This window comes from Atopobium fossor DSM 15642 (assembly GCF_000483125.1).
GTDB lineage: Bacteria > Actinomycetota > Coriobacteriia > Coriobacteriales > Atopobiaceae > Atopobium > Atopobium fossor.
This window is the reverse complement of record NZ_KI519553.1, coordinates 706,012-725,587: the sequence shown is the minus strand read 5'-3', so window position 1 is coordinate 725,587 and position 19,576 is coordinate 706,012. Positions and strand designations below refer to the sequence as shown.

Here is a 19,576-nt window from a genome sequence, read left to right as displayed (position 1 = left end):
GTGTAAAGAGCTAGATGCTTATCGTAAAGGTTGTTCCATTAGTGCGGGAGCTATTCACCCAAATGCGACCATTGTGCTCGCATACGATGTTAGCCGCAATGGCTAAGCCAAGACCATAACCACCAGCTTTTTTGGCTGTGCGTGCCTTATCGGTGCGATAAAATCGATTAAATACGTGAGGAATATCTTCTGGTGCAATATAGCTACCCTTGTTGTTAATCTGCAGATGTGAGTGACCAGAACGGTTTGAAAGCGTAACGGTTACTGGAGTGTTGGGACTAGCGTACTTACAAGCGTTATCAACAATAGTACCTACCATGCGTTCAAGACTTTCTTCATCACCACACAGATGAATGTCATCGGTAATATTGGTTATGATTTCGATGCCACGTTCAAATGCTAGGGCTTCAAACTGTAGCGCGGTTTTCTCGACCACATATGAGTAATCAACATCTCGATGAGGATGTGAAGTAGTTCCTTCTGCTTCTGCAGCATCCATACGTGCTAAGTCAAGAAGTGCTTGTACCAGCGCTTGCATACGATGTGCTTCATCAGAAATTCCTGTAATCCAACGTTTATCGTCGGAGGAAATATCGTTGTGGGATGTAGCAAGAATTTGTGTGTTAGCCAAAATGACTGCAAGGGGAGTCTTAAGTTCATGAGAGGCATCTGCAATAAACTGACGTTGATTAAGCCAGGCGGTTTCCACTGGACGTATCGTCCAATTGGCTACTGCATGAGCCAGCAAAATAAGTACCAGCATAATGCCTACAAACAAAGCACTATTAACAATAAGATGGCGTTGCAAAATCATATCTACGGTAGAGGTATCAACTACTGCAATACGTAAATTTTTATTGGGAAGTTGCTTAGCTTTCCAACTTAAGTGAGAAGAAGGAATTTTTCCTTTTAATACACCTTTTTCTGAATATTCAGAAGCGATTGACTTTAAAATACTCGAGTCAACCTGGGAAAAGTTTGTTTTTTCTTGTAACAGTTGCCCGTCAGGAGTGTAGACTGCACGGGCTACCAACATGTGCGAAGCAATGCGTTGATCATAGGTGCCGGAATCTGACTTACCAATAACAAGTTGTACATTTGATGCATCACTTACTCCATAATCAAGCGTTAAATTAATGGAGCTTGTCATAAGCATGTACGTATTATAAAAGGAGCTACTAAGCACAATTAGCAAAATAATGCCCAACAACGTGCTCGTAAGAACGACGTAGCTCCTCTTAAGTCTTTTTAGCATGGTTTAAAACAGTCCAACAAGTTTAGGCACCAACAATTTGCTCTAAACGATAGCCTAACATGCGTAGGGTAGTGATGTGAACCGTGGATTTAAGATGTGTAATCTTTTTCCGGAGGAAGGAAATGTAAGCCTCTACAGAGTTTTCGGAAGCATCTCCATCAATATCCCAAACACGACTGAGAAGGTCTTGCTTGGAAATAATCCTGCCCTTAGAGTTCATGAGCATGGACATAACCTCATATTCCTTCTGTGAAAGATGTACGGTTTTATCTCCACAACGCAAATCATGGGTGGAAAGGTCCAGCATAAGGTCACCAAAGGTAAGCTCATCAATTACTACATCACCTTGACGGCGAGTAAGCGCGCGTACACGCGCTACGAGCTCCACGCCCTCAAAAGGCTTAGTCATGTAGTCATCTGCACCCGCATTCAAACCTTCTACCTTATCTGCAATTTGTGTACGAGCTGTAAGCATCAAAACAGGCAGAGAATTGCCTTTTTCGCGCATTTTAGATACGAGCGTCATACCATCCATCTCGGGAAGCATGATGTCTAGTACAAGAGCGTCAAATTTGCCGCTATTTGCCTCTTCTAGACCAGTCTTACCATCGTAAGCTGCTTCGGATTTAAAGCCGTTATCCTCCAGAATCTTGCAAATCGCGTCGGACATATTTTTCTCGTCTTCGCAAACCAAGATGTTCATAATGAACTCCTTTGTTATGGCTACATCAACATGATGTAGGAATATAGAAGGGCGCACTATAATAAAATACCCTTTTAGATACCCTTTCAGGTTCCTAAAAAATGATTTTCGTAAGAATTTATTTAATATTTTCGGCGAAGTTACTACAGCACTTTTCAGAAGCATAGAGATGTCATATCATTATCTATTGCTTTATGTAGCTTTGCGGCAAATCAATCCTTATTACTCGTGCCGCATTCGTTTAAAGAGGAGTTTTACTTTGGCAGTCAAGATTCGTCTGGCCCGTCACGGTGCCAAAAAGCGTCCATTCTATCGCGTTGTTGTTGCAGACGGCCGCATGCCTCGCGATGGTCGTTACATTGAGTTGGTTGGTCGCTATAATCCCCTTACCACCCCTAAGACTATTGAGATTGACCTTGAGAAGGTTGATGCATGGGTAGCTAAGGGCGCTCAGCCTACTAACGCCGTTGCACATCTTATTGATATTGCTCGCGGTGTTGCACCAGAGCCTTCCAAGAAGGACAAGAAATCCAAGAAGCAGATTGCAAAGGATGCCGCTGCTGCTGAAGAATCTGCAGAGTAAACATGTCTTTTGATGCGGAAGAGGAGTACACCCTTAATAATACTGAGGGAAACGCCTCTGAAGGTTTGCCATCAGATCAGGTGGCAGATCTTGTTGAGTATGTTGTCTGCGGTTTAGTAGATGACGTCGATTCCGTGTCGCTTGACGTTACCGATAGCGACAATGGAACGCTCATCGAGGTATCGTGCTCTGAAGAAGACACAGGTAAGGTAATTGGTAGGCGCGGACGTACTATTAAAGCAATTCGTACACTCGCGCGTGCGTTAGGCCAGCGCATTGGCACGTCAGTTGAGGTAGAGGTTCTAGGTTAGGCATCTAACATTGTTTGAAGAACTCAAGCCTATAGCTCGCGTGGCAAAAACACATGGTAAAAAGGGGGAGGTCGTATGTGTTCCTGCAGACGGCCTTCCCCTTCTTCTGCATTCTGGAATGCAGATTTGTGTGTTGCCACCTGAGCTTAAAGGTGATAGATGGTATACCGTACAAGCTGTTAGTGACAACAGCTCGGGTCAGCTTGTGCGTTTTGTAGAAGTTGAAACCATGTCTCATGCAGAAGAGCTAGTGGGTAAAACCCTCATGGCTCATGTAAAAGACTTACCTCAGGATATGGATTTCCAAGATCCATATATGCTCATAGGTAAAGAAGTTTACGATGAGCATGCAGGCTACTTAGGTATGATAGAAGAAATTATGCGCGGTCCCTCTCAAGATATTTGGGTTATTCGCGGTCCGTTTGATGAAGTTTTACTTCCTGCTGTTGAGGAATTTGTTTTAGGTTTTGATGAGCAAGGAGCACTTCATGTGAATGCTCCCAACGGTCTTATTGAATACTAAAGGAGCTGGTAGTGAGATATTCTTATGAAGCTATTAGCGTATTTCCTGAGGTATTTGATGCGTATTTTGGATCATCCATTTTAGGTAAAGCTCAAGATCGTGGTATCTTTTCTTTTACCGCGCACAATCTTCGTGACTGGACGCATGATCGTCATAAAACAGTAGACGATGCTCCTTTTGGTGGCGGTGCCGGCATGCTCATGAAACCCGCTCCCATTTTTGAAGCGTTTGATGCCATTTCTGCTGCTTCTAACGAGAAACCCTATGTGGTGTTCTTTACTCCTACTGGCACACCCTTTACACAGCAGGTAGCTGAGCGTTTAAGTAAGAAACCCCGTATTGTCTTCATGTGTGGTCGCTACGAAGGCATAGATCAACGTGCTTATTCTTTAGCAGATGAGGAACTTTCACTGGGAGATTATGTTCTTACTGGTGGAGAGCTGGCTTGTATGGTTGTAGTAGATGCTATTGTGCGTTTGCTTCCTGGTGCGCTTGGGGATGAAATGAGCGCACAAGACGAGTCCTTCTCTGCTGGTCTTCTTGAGTATGAGCAGTACACGAGGCCTTCAAGTTATCGAGGTATGAACGTTCCTGAGGTGTTGCTTTCTGGCAATCATGGGAAGATCGCGTCATGGAGGCGTGCAAATGCTTTGGAGCGTACTGTTTTACGTCGCCCCGACCTGCTTGAGCAAGCTACTCTATCTAAAGAAGAAGAACTGTTTGTTCAACAGTTGCTAAACACTCGGATAAAGGAGAATGATGAGTCTTAATACTACGGATAAGACCCAAGAACCTCTTGACGAGAAGTTTAAAGGGCTTGAGGAATCTGCAGCTGTAGAGCTCGATGATGCAAAAAAAGAGCAGCCATGGTATGTTCAAATGTTAGTTATTGCTCTTGGTGCGCTGGTTTTATCCTTATGTATCCGTAGCTTTGTGGCAGATGTCTTTGTTGTTCCTACGGGTTCTATGCTTCAAACTATCCAGTTGGGTGATCGTTTAGTGGGCGAGAAGATCAGCTATCGCTTTACAGATCCAAAGGCTGGAGACATTGTTACCTTTACGAGTCCAGAGGACGATAAAACCATTTTGGTAAAGCGTATTATTGCCACCAGTGGTCAAACGGTTGATTTACAGGATGGCAAGGTTGTGGTGGATGGCAAGGCTTTGGATGAGCCATATACCGCTGGAAAGCTTTCTTACCCGCTTGATCAAAATATATTAGATGGTGGTTTATCCTATCCTTACACAGTTCCCCAGGGATATGTTTGGGTTATGGGGGATAATCGCACTAATTCTCTGGATTCTCGCTATTTTGGTGCTGTTCCGGTAGATAACATTACGTCTCATTGCCTGTTTATTTATTGGCCGTTTGAAGACGCAAGTTCGTTGTAATTGCATGAGGAAAGGTATGTGGCATATGAGCAATGCGCCTCTTACATTCCAAGATATGATCTTGGCGCTCGAGCATTATTGGGCAGAGCAAGGATGCACAGTAATGCAACCCTACGATAGTGAAGTTGGTGCGGGAACCTTTCATACCGCAACGCTTTTGCGTTCGCTTGGTCCTGCTGCTTGGCGCACTTGCTATCCACAGCCTTGTCGCCGTCCTGCTGATGGTAGGTATGGTGAGAATCCCAATCGTATGCAGCACTATTACCAATTTCAGGTCATTCTTAAACCTTCTCCTTCCAATTCTCAAGAGCTGTACTTGGGCTCACTTAAAGCAATTGGCTTAGATCCAGCAGAACATGATGTCCGTTTTGTAGAGGATGACTGGGAAAGCCCTACGCTTGGTGCATGGGGCCTAGGCTGGGAAGTCTGGATGGATGGTATGGAGGTTACTCAGTTTACCTATTTCCAACAGGTAGGAGGTATTGAGGTTGACCCCATTCCCGTAGAGATTACCTACGGTTTGGAGCGTATTGCCATGTATGCACAGGGTGTTAACTCCGTATACGACATTATTTGGAGTTACCTGCCTGATGGCACCCCTATGACCTATGGCGAGGTATTTTTGGAGAATGAGCGCGAGTTTTCTACCTACAATTTTGAGGTGGCAGACGTAGCTATGATGCGTCGCAAGTTTGATGAGTATGAGGCAGAATGTCACGCTTGTTTAGACCGCAAACTTCCTCTTCCTGCTTATGACTGTGTTATGAAGTGCAGTCATGCATTTAACCTACTTGATTCTCGTGGTGCTATTTCTGCTACCGAACGTGCAAATTACATTTTGCGTGTTCGTACTATTGCTAAGCTGTGCTGTGAATGCTATTTGGCAGAGGTCGCCGGTACATCCAAAAATGTTGAGCATGCGGGGGAGGTAGCCTAATGGCTCAGATGCAGAATTTTTTGTTCGAAATTGGTACCGAGGAAATGCCTTCAGCGCCTTTGATTAATGCTGCTACTCAGTTAAGCAAACTCATGACTCAAGGTCTTAATGAAGCAGGCCTGTCTTATGGAGATATACGCATCATTACAAGTCCTCGTCGCTTGGCTATTGTGGTACATAATCTCGCAATGGCAACCGAGGAAATTCATGATATAAAACGTGGACCTGCATCCACTGTTGCTTTTGATGCAGATGGTAATCCTACTAAGGCAGCCGCTGGTTTTGCACGCAAGTTTGGTATTGCTGTAGATCAGCTGGTGCGTAGGGTAGATACTGACGGTCGCGAGTACGTATTTGCAGAAATTAATATTGCTTCTCGTCCCGCATTGCCTATTTTGACCGAGCTCTGCCATGACCTTATTGGCAATATTGAATGGCCTAATTATCGTAGCCAACGCTGGGGTTGTGTGCACGAGTCTTTTGTGCGTCCTATTCGTTGGATTTGCGCCCTGCTTGGTTCGGAAATTGTGCCGGTAACCTATGGTGATGTTACTTCTTCCAATACAACACGTGGTCACCGCGTGCTTTCTGATGGTTGCTATACCGTCACAAGCCCCGATGTGTATGAGACAGTCTTGGAGGAAGCTCACGTTCTTTCTGCAGAGGCGCGCATTAAGGTTATTCGAGAGCAAATTGCACAGGTAGAGGCTGCTCGTCCAGGTAGTCATGTAGATACTCCAAAACGCACCTTTGATGAAGTCGTTAACCTTTGTGAGTGGCCTACTGTTATGGTTGGTACTTTTGATGAGGAATTCCTTGCAGTTCCTCATGAGATTATTTGTGAATCCATGCTATCCAATCAGCGTTATTTTCCTATATATGATGCACAGGGCAAGCTTACTCGTGAGTTTGTTATTGTTTCTAATGGTGACCCTGCCTGTGAGGCAACTATTGTTAACGGTAATGAGCGTGTGGTTCGTGCTCGCTTGGATGATGCTAAGTTCTTCTACGAAGAGGACCTTAAAGTCTCGATGGATAACTTTGTCCAGCGTTTGGATCGCGTAGTCTTTCAAGAGAAGCTGGGCACTGTACTGCAAAAGGTCCAGCGTATAGAAGCCATTGCTCGCGGTGCTGCTCAAGCAATCAAGTTGGATGAAACTCAGATAACTGATGTGGTTCGTGCAGCTCATTTGGCAAAAGCAGATTTGGTGAGCCAAGCGGTTATCGAATTTACCAGCCAACAGGGCGTTATGGGTGGTTATTATGCAACGGCAGCAGGGGAGAATCCCAAGGTGGCCGTGGCAGTAGCACAGCATTATCGACCACGTTTTGCTGGTGATGTCCTACCAGAAAATCTCTATGGCAAGCTTGTTGCTCTGGCAGACAAACTTGATACCGTAGCTGCTTTGTTTGCTATTAATGAGCCTCCAACTGGCTCTTCTGATCCTTTTGCAGTGCGCCGTGCTGCAATTGGCATCATTGCTATTTTACGTGAGCTTCCTGCTATGGATTTACGTGCACTCATCACCTGTGCACTAGATGCTTTGGCAAATCAGGGTCTGTCTTTTGATGTGGATCGCGTTGCTACAGATATTGGCAACTTCTTTGCTGGTCGTCTGGCTACCATTGCTAGGGATGAGGGTGCCAAAGCAGACACTATTGAGGCTGTCTCTGCCGTTCAAATCATCGATCCACAAGAGTTTTTGAGTCGTGTTGCTGCTCTTGATCAAGCTCGTGCAACTCAGCCCGAGATCTTCCAAGCATTGGCTGGAGCTTTTGCTCGCGCTTCTCACTTGGCGGACGCATCTTTGGGCAATGAGGTAGATGCTTCCATTTTGAATGAACCCGAGCAGCAACTTTTGCATTCTGTGGTGTCTGGCGAGAAAAACGTTGGAGAAGCGATGGAATCTGGTGACTTTGCAGCTGCTTTACGCGCGCTTGCCCAGCTTAAGGAACCCATCGACCGATTCTTTGATGAAGTCATGGTTATGGACAAGGATGATACTGTTAGATGTAACCGTTTGAGGCTATTAAATCGTTTTTGCAGTATTTTTGCTGACGTGGCTAATATTGGAGCACTAGCTCGTAAGAACTAGGTGCTTGTTGAAAGGAATGCGTGACGTGAAGGCAAACTTTGATCTTGTCGACGACACCGCTTGTGAGGATGTTCCTGTCGTACATATCTTGTCTGACTCTTTAGGAGACACTGCAAGTGAGGTAGTTAACGCTGCTGCTTGTCAGTTTCCTGATGAGTCCATTCGCATCGAGCGTTTGGCGAAGGTCTCTAACATTGAGCAGGTGCGTGAGTATCTGGATAGCTTAGGTAATCCCGATAAGCAAACTGCAGTATTCCATACTATTGTTGACGCACGTCTGCGTGCAGATGTTCGCCGCGAGCTTGACCACCGTGGTATTCCTTCGATTGATTTAATGGGTCCAGCCATTACGGTTATGTCCAGCTTGACGGGTGAAGAACCCAAGAATATTCCTGGCGTTATTCACAATACGGATGATCGCTATTTCCGTCGTGTTGAAGCTATGGAGTTCTTTGTTGAGCATGATGACGGTCGTAATCCTCAGGATTTGGGTAAGGCAGATGTGATTTTGGTTGGTGTTTCTCGCACTTCAAAGACACCTTTGTCTATGTACCTTGCATTTCTTGGCTTCAAGGTAGCAAATGTGCCCCTAGCCTTGGGAGTAGAACCTCCTGCAGAGCTTATGAGCGTAAGTCCTTCTAACGTGTTTGGTCTTGTATCTTCTACGGATGTGTTGGCTGCTATTCGTCAACGTCGCCTATCTGATGACGCAGCTTTTGCCATTGCTGGTTCCTATGCAGATCCACAGGAGATTGATGTTGAGCAGGATGATGCTCGCAAGTTTATGAAGCGTTTGGGTTGCATTATCATCAACACTGAAGGTAAGGCAGTGGAGGAGACTGCCTCCGAAATTATTGAGCACATCGAGTCAATTCGTAAGACGCGTGCAGCTTTAGCAGAGTAAAAATTCAACAAAACACAATCATATGCGCACGTTTTCATCAGGAGATGTTCACAGCATCTCCTGTTTTTATAACTCAGTCCCAATATTGAGTCCTTTCTCGTCCGCCCACGGAAAAAATGGACCCATGAGCGGTTTTCGCTGTCCCAACTTTGTCCCTATTGGTGACAATGGGACTAGGACTTATCGTGTGATACGTAAGTTGGTTGCATACGTTGTGTGCATGGACCCAAGGAGTGTAAATGGCTGACACAAAGCATGTTTACCGCTTCGGTAAGGACGCAGCAGGTGTTGACGTCACCGAGGCAGCAGGAAAAACAGTCGATGAAGCCAAGTACATTGTCGGCGGTAAAGGTGCAAACCTTGCCGAGATGGCTCGCATTGGTCTTCCGGTTCCTCCAGGATTTTCTATTACGTGCCAGACTTGTGTAGCGTATTCGAGCGCGGGTAATACCTGGACTGATCAGGCAGTTCTTGATGAGATTGAAGCAGCTCGAGAAGATCTTGAACAGCGTATGGGTAAGAAGCTTGGTGATCCTAACGATCCATTGCTCGTTTCCGTCCGTTCCGGTGCACCTTTCTCTATGCCTGGCATGATGGATACCGTACTTAACCTTGGTCTTAATGATGTTTCCGTTAATGGTCTTATTGCTCAGACCGAAAATCCTCGTTTTGGCTGGGATTCATATCGTCGCTTTATTCAGATGTTCTCAAACGTTGTTATGGGTGTAGATGCAGATTTGTTTGAGAATGCAATTACTTCTCGTAAATTGGCTAAGGGTGTTAAGAGCGATACCGATTTAACGGCAGATGATCTTAAAGATTTAGCCATTCAGTTTAAGGATATTTTCTCCAAAAATGTTGATGCAAAGGAGCATCCTGAGGTAGCAGATGCATCTGGTAAGGTTTCCTTCCCTCAAGACCCACAGCTACAGCTTAAGCTTGCTATTGAGGCAGTATTTGGTAGCTGGATGAATGGCCGCGCTATTTTGTATCGTAAACAAAATAAGATTTCTGATGACTTGGGCACTGCTGTAAATGTTCAGGTCATGGTCTTTGGTAACAAGGGAGAAACCTCTGCTACAGGTGTTGCTTTTACTCGTAATCCTGCGGATGGTACCAACGAGCGTTATGGTGATTTCTTAGTAAACGCTCAGGGTGAGGATGTTGTTGCGGGTATTCGTAATACCGAGCCCATTGCGGATCTTATAAAGATGCCTGCTTTTAAGGAGTCTGGTCAAGAGCTTTTCCGCATCTTTGAGGTGCTGGAAGATCATTATCGTGACATGATGGATATTGAGTTTACTATCGAGCAGGGCAAACTTTGGATGCTTCAGACTCGTGTTGGTAAGCGCACGGCTTTGTCTGCACTTAAAGTTGCTATTGATATGCAACGTGAAGGTCGTATCTCTAAGGAAGAAGCAGTTCTTCGCGTAAATCCTGCTCAGCTTGATCAACTGCTGCATCCACAGCTTGATCCTACAGCAAAGCTTGATGTTTTGGCTACTGGCCTTAATGCAAGTCCTGGTGCTGCTGTTGGTGAAGTTGTTTTCTCTTCTGACGATGCCGTTAAATTTGCAGAGCAGAATCGTCCCTGCATTTTGGTTCGTTGGGAAACCAACCCCGATGATCTTAAAGGAATGGTTGCTGCCGAAGGTATTCTTACGAGCCACGGCGGTAAGACAAGCCATGCTGCTGTTATTGCCCGCGGTATGGGTTCTCCCTGCGTTTGCGGTGTAGAAGCACTTAAGATTGACGCAACTCGCAAGGAAGCGCGCGTTTCTGGTACCAATATTGTGCTGCATGAGGGCGATGTCATTTCTATTGATGGCACTACAGGTCGTGTGGTTTTGGGTTCTGTTGCTTTGGTTCGCCCCGATCTTACGGGTGACCTTGAAGTTATTCTTGAGTGGGCGGATGAAGTTCGCTTGGATGCTTCTCGTGGCCGCAATATGGGTGTTCGTGCCAATGCAGATAATCCTGAGGATGCCCAACTTTCTCGTGACTTTGGGGCAGAAGGTATTGGTTTGTGCCGTACCGAGCATATGTTCTTGGGTGAGCGCAAGCAGATTATCCAATCCTTTATTTTGGCCGAGTCTGATGGGATTAAAGAGCATGCTCTTGGTCAGCTTTTAGATGCTCAGAAGGGTGACTTCTTGGGCATGTTTGAGGCTATGAATGGCCGCACAGTTATTGTTCGTTTGCTCGATCCTCCTCTGCATGAGTTTTTGGATGATCCTCGCTCCATTGATGTAGAGATTGCTCACATGGAGGAGCAGGGTGCTCCTAAGTCTCAAATTGCCGAGAAACGTGACTTGCTTCGTCGCATTGACTCTATGGTTGAGGCTAATCCCATGCTTGGCTTGCGCGGTTGCCGTTTGGGCATTGTGTATCCCGAGCTTATTGATATGCAGATTCGTGCTATTGCATCTGCTACGGCAGAGCTTAAGAGCCGTGGTCTTGACCCCAAGCCTGAGGTAATGGTTCCGTTGGTATCCACTGCCGAGGAGCTTATTCAGCTTCGTGCTCAGATTGAGAAGGATATTGAGGAAGTAAGTGCACGCTATGGTATTGAGCTAGAGATTCCTATTGGTACTATGATTGAGCTTCCTCGCGCTGCTCTTGAAGCGGACGAGATTGGCAAGTATGCTGACTTCTTTAGCTTTGGTACTAATGACCTTACGCAAACCACCTTTGGTTTCTCGCGTGATGACGTTGAAAGCGCCTTTATTCCAACATATTTGCGTCGTAAGATTTTAGCCTCCAACCCATTTGAGACCCTTGATTCCGGTGTAAATAAGTTGGTTAAGATTGCTCTTGAGGGTGGACGTGCCTCCAATCCTAAGATTGTTTGTGGCGTTTGCGGTGAGACAGGCGGTGACCCGGAATCCATCCACACCTATTATGATGATGGTTTGGATTATGTAAGTTGCTCGCCTTATCGTGTACCTATTGCACGTTTAACTGCTGCTCAAGCAAAGATTTTGGCAAACGGTGGCGCTGTTAAGCTTGATGCATAGGCATCTATAAACGAACTGTGAGAGGGGAGGGGTTGCACAACTCCTCCCTTTTTTACTGCATAAACACTGCATATATATAGCATAGCTGTTACACTGCTAGCAGAAAGGAGAAAGTATGTCTCATCAAACTCAACTAGCGTATCGAGAAGTGCTTGAACGGCGTGAGCACGACATCTTGTCTCCGTATGCTGCTTTTTCTGATGCAACAGTTGGTCGCTTGCATGAAGAGGAAGATGATTTGTATCGTACTGCTTTTCAGTGTGATCGCGACCGTATTTTACATTGCAAAAGCTTTAGGCGCCTTGCACATAAAACGCAGGTTTTTTTGGCACCCGAAGGCGATCATTATCGTACGCGTTTAACGCATTCACTTGAGGTTACCCAGATAGCACGCGATATTGCTCGTCCATTGCGCCTTAACGAGGATTTGACGGAAGCAATTGGTTTAGGTCACGATCTAGGACATACGCCCTTTGGACATACAGGAGAGCGCACGCTGTCAAAAGCCATTGCAGAGTTTAACAAGCAGCCGTTAGAAGGTGTTGGTGTCACGCAGGAGTCGCTTATCTTTAAACACAATGAGCAAAGTGCCCGTATTGTTGATCTTCTCGAGAAAAACGGGCGAGGTTTAAATCTTACGCGTGAGGTTGTGGATGGTATTGTGTGCCATACCGGAAAACAGAAGGCTATGACACTGGAAGGACAGATTGTTTCGTTGGCAGACCGCATAGCGTATGTTTCTCATGACATTGATGATGCAACGCGAGCGGGTCTTTTGACGGAGGAGGATTTGCCCATTGCTCCTCGTAACGTACTTGGTAATTCTTCATCACAGCGCATTGCAACTATGGTAGAAGATGTAATTGCTACTAGTCAAAACAGTGATTCTATCCGCATGTCCACTAGAGTTTTTGAGGCCATGATGGAGCTGCGAGCTTTTTTGAATGAACATATTTACACTCAGAGTGACGCTAAGGTGGAGGAGCCAAAGGCAAATCAACTCATTTATGTGTTGTTTTTTTACTTTGTTCAGCATATGGAGGCAATTCCTGCGGAATATCGCATTCATAATCAAGATAAACCAGAGATTCAAGTGGCTGATTTTATCGCTGGTATGACAGACCGCTATGCAATTAGGACGTTCCAGAGCATTATGGTTCCTCGCGCATGGCGAATGGGAGGTTCGTTGTGAGTTTTGGAAAAATAATTCGTGTTTTTGCGTCCTTGGTGATTTTGGTGGCAGGTGCTTTTGCACTTTATGTTGTATACACCGGCGTTCCCATTCCATTTATACCAGATCTTTCAAACTCTACAAATGTACCTAAACAGCCAGAAGGTCCCCAAGAGAAGAGTCTTGCAAATTATAGCTGGACTGAGCTCTCACAGATTTCCAAAGAAATTGCTGCAGCACCAACCAATGATGAAGCACGATCTGTTGCTCAAGCATATAAGCTTATAGATGAGAATAATGTTTTGAGTGATGAGGAAGTGCAGTTTGAGCTAAGTGATGGCAGCGTTGTTTCTGCTCAGTTGGTGGGTATTTGTCATGATGATAAGGCTGATGGCTCTGGTAAAGCAGGTTTGACTTTTGTAACCAAACAAGCTCTTGACCAGCGTGCTATGAATGTTGGTGGAGACAATGCTGGTGGCTGGGAAGCATCAGAAATGCGTAGTTGGCTTGCATCCACAGAGTTACCAAAGTTTCCTGCAGAGCTTCGTTCTGCCATTGTGCCAGTAAAAAAAGCAACTAACAATGCGGGCGGCGCACGTGATGCATCTGCAGTAAGCACTACTGATGATGAGCTGTGGCTTTTGTCGGCAAGCGAGGTGTGTGGCAAGATTGATTGGTTTACACATGAGTATGGAAACCAGTATGCGTATTTAGATGATGTTGTTAATGCAGAGGGCACACAATACGAGCGCTATGTACATGAAGGAATTACACCTCATTTAGATCCATCAGGTACGCTTGCTAAGAGTTTTCAAGAACAAAAATCTGCCTGGTGGTATCGATCTGCATTTTTCTTTGTGTATGAGGGCTTAGAACATCGTTATTTTTATAACGTACTTCCCACTGGCTATCCGTATGGGTATTCTGCACCCAACGAGTCGTTGGGTGTTGTGGTGGGTTTTTGCATATAACTGCTAAAATGCAATTATCGCTTGCGATATGAGGTGTCTTGGATATACTAGACACCTGTGTGTAAAGCTATGTGTCGTTCGCAGATGCGCCGGCACCTCTAGAGACGAGGATTCTAATGGATTACATTCGTGCTATTGAGCGCCAGCAAATCCGCGAGGATATTCCTGCTTTGCAGGTTGGTGACAATGTAAAGGTTCACTATCGCATTAAGGAAGGCGATCGTGAGCGTGTACAGGTATTCCAGGGTGACGTTATTCGCCTGTCTGGTGCTGGTGCTCGTGAGACCTTTACTGTTCGTAAACTCAGCTTTGGTGTTGGTGTAGAGCGTACGTTCCCTGTACACAGCCCTAAGATTGCTAAGCTTGAGGTTGTACGTCACGGTGATGTGCGTCGCGCTAAGCTTTACTACCTGCGTGATCGCGTTGGTAAGGCAGCTCGTATTCGTGAGAAGCGCTAAACTGCTCATTAGTTTGTTTGATAAGCCGTTCCTGGGGGAGCGGCTTTTTTATTACGTGGACATTGCGTTATGCTGTGTAAGACTTATCTTCAAATAAGGAGTTGCCATGACTGAGTATGGACAAACACGTCCAGGTACCGCGCGAGAAATTTGTGCACTTTTGTCTGACGCTTCTTTTGATGAGATTCCCGTTTTGGCTCAGCGCTATAGCGAAGACCCTCGCACACAGGTTAAACATGCCGTTGCTGTGGCTTTACGCCGCCATGAAAAAGAAGTTTTAGAACACATGCGCGTATCTGTCATGTATCAAAAGATGCAAGAGTATGGCGGTGACGGCATAGTGCTGGGCATAGATGAGGTTGGTCGTGGTGCTGTAGCAGGTCCGCTTACGGTATGTGCAGTAGCACTTCCTCCAGAGCCGGTTATTTGGGGTATTAATGATTCTAAACAACTTACTCCAGCACGTAGAGAGGCTCTGGCTTCTCAAATTACTCGACATGCGCTTGCAATTGGTGTTGCTCATATAGAACCCGATTCTATTGATGCTATAGGTATGGGTACTGCTCTTAGGATGGCTATGGTTCACGCAATTACTGATGCTGGCATCGAGCCCGATGCTGTTTTAATTGATGGCAATCCTGTGCATATACACCCTAAGGAACATTGTGTGGTAAAAGGTGATGCCACTATTGCTTGTATTGCTGCAGCGTCTATTGTGGCTAAAACCACGCGTGATGCCATCATGGTGGCTTACGATGCAGAATATCCTGGATACCATTTTGCAGAATCTAAAGGATATGCTTCTGCAGAACATATTGCTGCTATTAAAGCTCGTGGTTTATGCCCCATTCATCGTGTTTCATTTTGTAACAATTTTTTAGAGACACCACCATTGTTTTAACGCTTTTTACAGTATGCGTAAGTTTATAACTTGCCTTATTTTGTTTGGTGTGTGTTAACAGCTGTTTGGCTTAGGTTAGATTACTTTGCGATGCTTGCCTTGTAGGTTTTACTCAAGGGGAGATAGTATGCAAAAAAGTAATCCAGATAATCAGCTAAAAGCAAGTGGGCGCATGTATAACAAGCCCATTGCAGAATATACAACCGCAGAAGTTGGGCGTGAGGGCGAGAATATCGTCAGGCAGTACCTTACCAAGCGTGGTTATACTATTCGGGCAACCAATCTAAAAATTGGTGGGGTAGAGATTGATGTACTAGCAGACAGCAATCAAAACGATCAGCAAAATGACAAGAACACTGTTACTGAGACGGTTTTGATTGAGGTAAAAACTCGTGTATGTTTACACAAAGAAGATGTGGAAAACTATCCCGAATATGCTGTCAACAAGAATAAGCAACAGCGTTATTTAAAAGCTGCAAAGGTTATTGAAAACTGTTTTGAACAGGTTGAGTCTATACGTTTTGATGTAATTTCTATTCAAATTATGAGCGAGTCTTTAGCTCGGATTCATCATATTATTGGTGCCTTTGAGGCGGATGAGTAGCAATGGCCGCTACAATTCACACGGCAATCCTACGAGGTATTAAGGCCATTCCCATAGAGGTTGAGGTTAGTATCTCTGGTGGAATTCCAGGACTTACTATTGTTGGTATGCCTGATGCTGCTGTGTTGGAAGCTCGTTCCCGTATTCGTTGCGCCTTGCGCGCTGCAGGCTTTACGGTACCGCGTTTGCATGTAACAGTAAATTTATCTCCAAGTGAAATTCGCAAATCAGGCAGTGGGTTAGATTTGCCCATTGCAGTAGCCATTCTATGTGCAACCCAACAACTTACCACTTCTATTGCGTTTGATAATCTTCTTATTGTGGGAGAACTTTCTTTGGATGGAGACATTTGTCCCGTAAGGGGAGAAGCGGCATACGAGCAATATTGCCAGGTTCACCATCTTCATTTATGCGGTGCGTTGCAAACGAGTTCATATGGGTGGAACATTTGCAATTTATCGCAACTACGTAGTGGTGCATGTGTAAAGCAATTAGAGCATGTACCTGAGCCTATAGATAGCTACTATTCGTCTGCCATAGATGAAGTGGGAGACTACAATCAGGTTTATGGTCAAGAGTTAGTAAAACGAGCTCTTATAATTTCTGCTGTAGGCAAACATGGTTTGCTTATGGTTGGTCCTCCCGGCGCTGGTAAAACTATGCTTGCCCGCCGTTTACCAAGTATTCTTCCACCATTAACACAAAGGCAAATACAAGAAGTTCTACTTATTCATTCTGTTGCTGGCCTGCCAATCCAGTATGTCACTCAAGGGATTCCTGTTTTTAGAGCCCCGCATCATTCAATTTCTATAGCGGGTATGGTGGGTGGTGGCAGACCAGTTATGCCTGGGGAAATTTCTTTGGCGCACAGAGGTGTTTTGTTCTTGGATGAGATTCCAGAATTTGCTTCTAATACCCTTCAAGTATTGCGTCAGCCCATCGAGCATAAGATGGTACGTTTAGTTCGTGCAGACGGTGTATACGAGTTTCCTAGTGATTTTTTATTGATTGGGGCAGCTAATCCTTGTCCCTGCGGTTATTTTGGTGATCCAGGTCATGTCTGTCACTGCTCTAAAGCAGCTGTCAATAAATATTTAGGTAAAATTGGCGGTCCGCTTATGGATCGTATTGATTTGCATGTAGATGTACCTCGCCCTTCTGCCGCTCAAGTGCTTGGACGACAATCTGGTTTGTCTACACAAGATATGAAAACACTTGTTTTGGATGGTATTTCTTTCCGAGCTGAACGATTAGTTTCACAGGCTGATGACTTTAAGACCTTCTCGACAGAAGCTCGTCATGCATTGGAGTCCTTCTCTAATTCGTACAGTCTAGGAGGTCGAGCCATAGCTCGCACCATTGCACTAGCACGAACAATTGCAGATATTGATCAGCGTGTGTTCGTAAACGGAGATGATGTAATTGAAGCAGTAACGTACAGGATGCGTGATGCTGGGTGAGTGAACAGATTTGCTCTATGGAGTTTGGCAGAGAAGATTCTCGATGGCCGGAGTGCTTACAGTTTTTGAATGGGTCATACAAGCGCATGTATGTACTAGGCTGTCTAGAGACGCTATATGCACCATCTTTAGCCATTATTGGTGCACGACGAGCTACTCCGTACGGTATAGCGGTTGCACAAATGGCGGGGCGTATTGCTGCAGAATCTGGCATTGTGGTGATATCAGGTGGTGCTATGGGTGTAGATTATGCTGCTTGCAAGGCAGCGCTTGATGCCGGAGGAAAAGTCATTATCGTTTCTGGTTGTGGGGCAGATGTAGTATATCCACAAAGCTCTGAGGATATTTTTGTTGCAGCGCGTTCTGGTGGAGGAGCTGTTGTTTCTTGTGAACCTTGGCATCAGCAGCCAAGACGCTATGCGTTTCCTAAACGCAATCAGATAATTGCTGGATTATGTACGAGCTTAATCGTTACAGAAGCTGGCATGCCTTCTGGTACGTTTAGCACCGCACAAGCGGCGGAAGAACTGTCCAAAAACGTGTATGCAGTACCCGGTTCTATTTTTTCACCACAGTCGCGTGGAACCAATCGTCTTATTGAGCTGGGAGCAGCCATAATTTCTGATGAAGTCTCTCTCGAAACACGTATATCAATAGATTTTGGGAAAAGTAGACTTATATCATCTGGAGATTCTCCAACGCGTGGAAGAATCATCGAGGCATTGATTGCAAGTCCCATGCGTCCCGATGAGCTTGCTCTGCGCTTGGATAAAAATATTTTGACAGTGATTCGTACGCTCTCGGAATATGAAGCTAAACGTCTTGTAAAAAGATTGCCTGACGGTCGTTATTCTGCTTCGGAACAGTCATACTTAAGCGGATAGCGTTCCAAATACGAATAAGGTTTTTCTAAATGGATTTTATGTCAAACACTCATGTTGTCACGGTTGTTGGTGGTGGACTAGCTGGTAGTGAATGTGCTTTGCAGTTGGCTAAACGTGGCATCTATGTTCATCTCTATGAGCAGCGCCCTCAAGTTTCTTCACCAGCGCATCATAGTGATAAATTTGCGGAGCTTGTGTGCTCTAATTCATTGAAGTCAATGCGTGAAGCAAGCGCTGCAGGCTTACTCAAACAAGAACTTTTATACATGGACTCTGAGCTTATTAAACTTGCTATTCAAGCAAGGGTGCCTGCAGGTGCGGCCCTTGCCGTTGATCGTGATGTATTTTCTAATCTAGTTACGCAAACAATCGAATCTCATCCATGCATCACAGTTATTCGGGAGCAAGTCCATTGTATCCCCGAAGGTCCTTGTGTTATTGCTGCTGGTCCTTTATGCTCCGAGGAACTATTTGCCGCTGTGATTGCTCGTGTTGGTAGTGCTGGCAGTGCGTTTTATGATGCAGCAGCACCTATCGTAGATACAAACTCCCTTAATAGAGAAGTTATTTTTGAACAGTCTCGTTATGGTGAGACTGGTATGGGTGATTATCTTAATTGCCCACTTAACAAGGAAGAGTACGAAGCTTTTATTGCAGAACTCCTTGAAGCTAAACGTGCTATTTCAAAAGATTTTGATCAATCCGATTTATTTAATGCTTGTCAGCCTGTGGAAGAAATTGCACGTACAGGCATAAATTCTTTGCGTTTTGGCACTATGAAACCTGTTGGTTTGGTTGATCCTCGTACAGGTAAGCGTCCATGGGCGGCTGTCCAGCTACGTCCAGAAAACAAGGAGTGTACCTCATACAATCTTGTTGGTTTTCAAACTAACCTTACTTGGCCGGAGCAGAAGCGTGTCTTTCGTATGATTCCAGGATTGGAGTATGCAGCATTTTTCCGCTACGGTGTAATGCATCGCAATTCATTTGTAGATAGTCCACATGTATTGGATTCAAGCTTTGCGCTACCAGGAACACAAATACGTTTTGCTGGTCAGATTACAGGTACTGAAGGTTATGTTGAGGCTATTGCTTCTGGATTATTTGCTGCACTTAATACCTTTGCTGAGCTTACCAATGTCCAACAGGTAACACTTCCAAAAACCGGTGCGTTTGGTTCTTTGGTAGCTTATGCAACTAATCCACAAACAGAAGACTATCAACCTATGCATGTAAACTTTGGCATCTTTAAACCTCTTGATCAGCATGTTCGTAGCAAAAAAGACCGCTATGCAGCTTACGCTTCACGCGCTCTAAATGACTTACAAGCTTATGTGCTTTCTCGTCCAGATTTGTTTAGTGACGGCATTGGTAAAAACGTACTTCCCAAGCTTGAGGATTAGTGT

Annotated in this window: 19 protein-coding genes; 17 read left to right on the top strand and 2 right to left on the bottom strand. The window is 45.1% G+C overall.

The genetic code is table 11. The annotated features are described in order from the left end of the window. Positions 1-10: 10 nt before the first annotated feature. Both G469_RS08945 and G469_RS0106100 read right to left on the bottom strand, forming a co-directional pair. The gene (locus tag G469_RS08945; protein WP_169726181.1) at positions 11-1,150 is read right to left on the bottom strand and encodes a sensor histidine kinase; all 1,140 of its coding nucleotides are present in this window, start codon (positions 1,148-1,150) and stop codon (positions 11-13) included. Between the two features lie 127 nt (positions 1,151-1,277). Beyond that, positions 1,278-1,958, bottom strand: coding sequence for a response regulator transcription factor (locus G469_RS0106100; protein WP_028264298.1), 681 nt, complete (start codon positions 1,956-1,958; stop codon positions 1,278-1,280). A gap of 259 nt (positions 1,959-2,217) precedes the next feature. Here G469_RS0106100 and rpsP point away from each other — a divergent pair, with 259 nt between their 5' ends. The 17 genes from rpsP to trmFO all read left to right on the top strand — a co-directional run bounded on the left by rpsP (position 2,218) and on the right by trmFO (position 19,573). After that, the gene (gene rpsP, locus G469_RS0106095) at positions 2,218-2,541 is read left to right on the top strand and encodes a 30S ribosomal protein S16 (RefSeq protein WP_028264297.1); all 324 of its coding nucleotides are present in this window, start codon (positions 2,218-2,220) and stop codon (positions 2,539-2,541) included. 2 nt (positions 2,542-2,543) lie between these two features. Further along, positions 2,544-2,852, top strand: coding sequence for a KH domain-containing protein (locus G469_RS0106090; RefSeq protein WP_028264296.1), 309 nt, complete (start codon positions 2,544-2,546; stop codon positions 2,850-2,852). A 10-nt stretch (positions 2,853-2,862) separates the two neighbouring features. Next, on the top strand, positions 2,863-3,375 hold the full coding sequence (locus tag G469_RS0106085; RefSeq protein ID WP_028264295.1) for a ribosome maturation factor RimM: 513 nt from the start codon (positions 2,863-2,865) through the stop codon (positions 3,373-3,375). Positions 3,376-3,386: 11 nt separating this feature from the next. Then, the gene (gene trmD, locus G469_RS0106080; RefSeq protein WP_035425411.1) at positions 3,387-4,145 is read left to right on the top strand and encodes a tRNA (guanosine(37)-N1)-methyltransferase TrmD; all 759 of its coding nucleotides are present in this window, start codon (positions 3,387-3,389) and stop codon (positions 4,143-4,145) included. After that, complete coding sequence (lepB, locus tag G469_RS0106075) at positions 4,135-4,767, top strand: signal peptidase I (protein ID WP_028264293.1); 633 nt, start codon at positions 4,135-4,137, stop codon at positions 4,765-4,767. Before trmD ends, lepB begins: the two co-directional genes overlap by 11 nt. A gap of 25 nt (positions 4,768-4,792) precedes the next feature. Continuing rightward, complete coding sequence (locus G469_RS0106070; RefSeq protein WP_028264292.1) at positions 4,793-5,704, top strand: glycine--tRNA ligase subunit alpha; 912 nt, start codon at positions 4,793-4,795, stop codon at positions 5,702-5,704. Further along, a complete protein-coding gene (gene glyS, locus G469_RS0106065) occupies positions 5,704-7,800 on the top strand; it encodes a glycine--tRNA ligase subunit beta (protein ID WP_028264291.1) in 2,097 nt (698 codons plus the stop codon). Before G469_RS0106070 ends, glyS begins: the two co-directional genes overlap by 1 nt. A 25-nt stretch (positions 7,801-7,825) precedes the next feature. After that, positions 7,826-8,704 (top strand): pyruvate, water dikinase regulatory protein, encoded by an 879-nt coding sequence (locus G469_RS0106060; protein ID WP_028264290.1) that lies wholly within the window; start codon positions 7,826-7,828, stop codon positions 8,702-8,704. Between the two features lie 239 nt (positions 8,705-8,943). After that, complete coding sequence (gene ppdK, locus G469_RS0106055) at positions 8,944-11,721, top strand: pyruvate, phosphate dikinase (RefSeq protein WP_028264289.1); 2,778 nt, start codon at positions 8,944-8,946, stop codon at positions 11,719-11,721. Between the two features lie 115 nt (positions 11,722-11,836). Further along, complete coding sequence (locus G469_RS0106050; RefSeq protein ID WP_028264288.1) at positions 11,837-12,913, top strand: deoxyguanosinetriphosphate triphosphohydrolase; 1,077 nt, start codon at positions 11,837-11,839, stop codon at positions 12,911-12,913. Next, the gene (locus G469_RS0106045; RefSeq protein ID WP_028264287.1) at positions 12,910-13,863 is read left to right on the top strand and encodes a DUF6273 domain-containing protein; all 954 of its coding nucleotides are present in this window, start codon (positions 12,910-12,912) and stop codon (positions 13,861-13,863) included. The genes G469_RS0106050 and G469_RS0106045 overlap by 4 nt, the downstream gene beginning before the upstream one ends. Before the next feature lie 116 nt (positions 13,864-13,979). Further along, the gene (gene rplS / locus G469_RS0106040) at positions 13,980-14,321 is read left to right on the top strand and encodes a 50S ribosomal protein L19 (RefSeq protein WP_028264286.1); all 342 of its coding nucleotides are present in this window, start codon (positions 13,980-13,982) and stop codon (positions 14,319-14,321) included. Positions 14,322-14,427: 106 nt separating this feature from the next. Beyond that, a complete protein-coding gene (locus tag G469_RS0106035; protein ID WP_028264285.1) occupies positions 14,428-15,222 on the top strand; it encodes a ribonuclease HII in 795 nt (264 codons plus the stop codon). A 127-nt stretch (positions 15,223-15,349) separates the two neighbouring features. After that, entirely contained in the window at positions 15,350-15,826 is a 477-nt protein-coding gene (locus tag G469_RS08570) for a YraN family protein (protein ID WP_051353800.1), read from the top strand. Positions 15,827-15,828: 2 nt separating this feature from the next. Continuing rightward, entirely contained in the window at positions 15,829-17,286 is a 1,458-nt protein-coding gene (locus G469_RS0106025; protein WP_028264284.1) for a YifB family Mg chelatase-like AAA ATPase, read from the top strand. Further along, positions 17,283-18,170, top strand: coding sequence for a DNA-processing protein DprA (locus tag G469_RS0106020; RefSeq protein ID WP_084522320.1), 888 nt, complete (start codon positions 17,283-17,285; stop codon positions 18,168-18,170). The genes G469_RS0106025 and G469_RS0106020 overlap by 4 nt, the downstream gene beginning before the upstream one ends. 29 nt (positions 18,171-18,199) lie before the next feature. After that, positions 18,200-19,573, top strand: coding sequence for a methylenetetrahydrofolate--tRNA-(uracil(54)-C(5))-methyltransferase (FADH(2)-oxidizing) TrmFO (gene trmFO, locus G469_RS0106015; protein WP_028264282.1), 1,374 nt, complete (start codon positions 18,200-18,202; stop codon positions 19,571-19,573). The last annotated feature ends 3 nt before the right edge of the window (positions 19,574-19,576 follow it).

Coding starts and splice junctions, on each gene's coding strand:
- G469_RS0106050 (WP_028264288.1), top strand. CDS start 11,837: ATGTCTCATCAAACTCAACTAGCGTATCGAGAAGTGCTTGAACGGCGT.
- glyS (WP_028264291.1), top strand. CDS start 5,704: ATGGCTCAGATGCAGAATTTTTTGTTCGAAATTGGTACCGAGGAAATG.
- ppdK (WP_028264289.1), top strand. CDS start 8,944: ATGGCTGACACAAAGCATGTTTACCGCTTCGGTAAGGACGCAGCAGGT.
- rplS (WP_028264286.1), top strand. CDS start 13,980: ATGGATTACATTCGTGCTATTGAGCGCCAGCAAATCCGCGAGGATATT.
- G469_RS0106025 (WP_028264284.1), top strand. CDS start 15,829: ATGGCCGCTACAATTCACACGGCAATCCTACGAGGTATTAAGGCCATT.
- G469_RS08570 (WP_051353800.1), top strand. CDS start 15,350: ATGCAAAAAAGTAATCCAGATAATCAGCTAAAAGCAAGTGGGCGCATG.
- G469_RS0106090 (WP_028264296.1), top strand. CDS start 2,544: ATGTCTTTTGATGCGGAAGAGGAGTACACCCTTAATAATACTGAGGGA.
- trmFO (WP_028264282.1), top strand. CDS start 18,200: ATGGATTTTATGTCAAACACTCATGTTGTCACGGTTGTTGGTGGTGGA.
- G469_RS08945 (WP_169726181.1), bottom strand. CDS start 1,150: ATGACAAGCTCCATTAATTTAACGCTTGATTATGGAGTAAGTGATGCA.
- G469_RS0106070 (WP_028264292.1), top strand. CDS start 4,793: ATGAGCAATGCGCCTCTTACATTCCAAGATATGATCTTGGCGCTCGAG.
- lepB (WP_028264293.1), top strand. CDS start 4,135: ATGAGTCTTAATACTACGGATAAGACCCAAGAACCTCTTGACGAGAAG.
- G469_RS0106100 (WP_028264298.1), bottom strand. CDS start 1,958: ATGAACATCTTGGTTTGCGAAGACGAGAAAAATATGTCCGACGCGATT.
- G469_RS0106035 (WP_028264285.1), top strand. CDS start 14,428: ATGACTGAGTATGGACAAACACGTCCAGGTACCGCGCGAGAAATTTGT.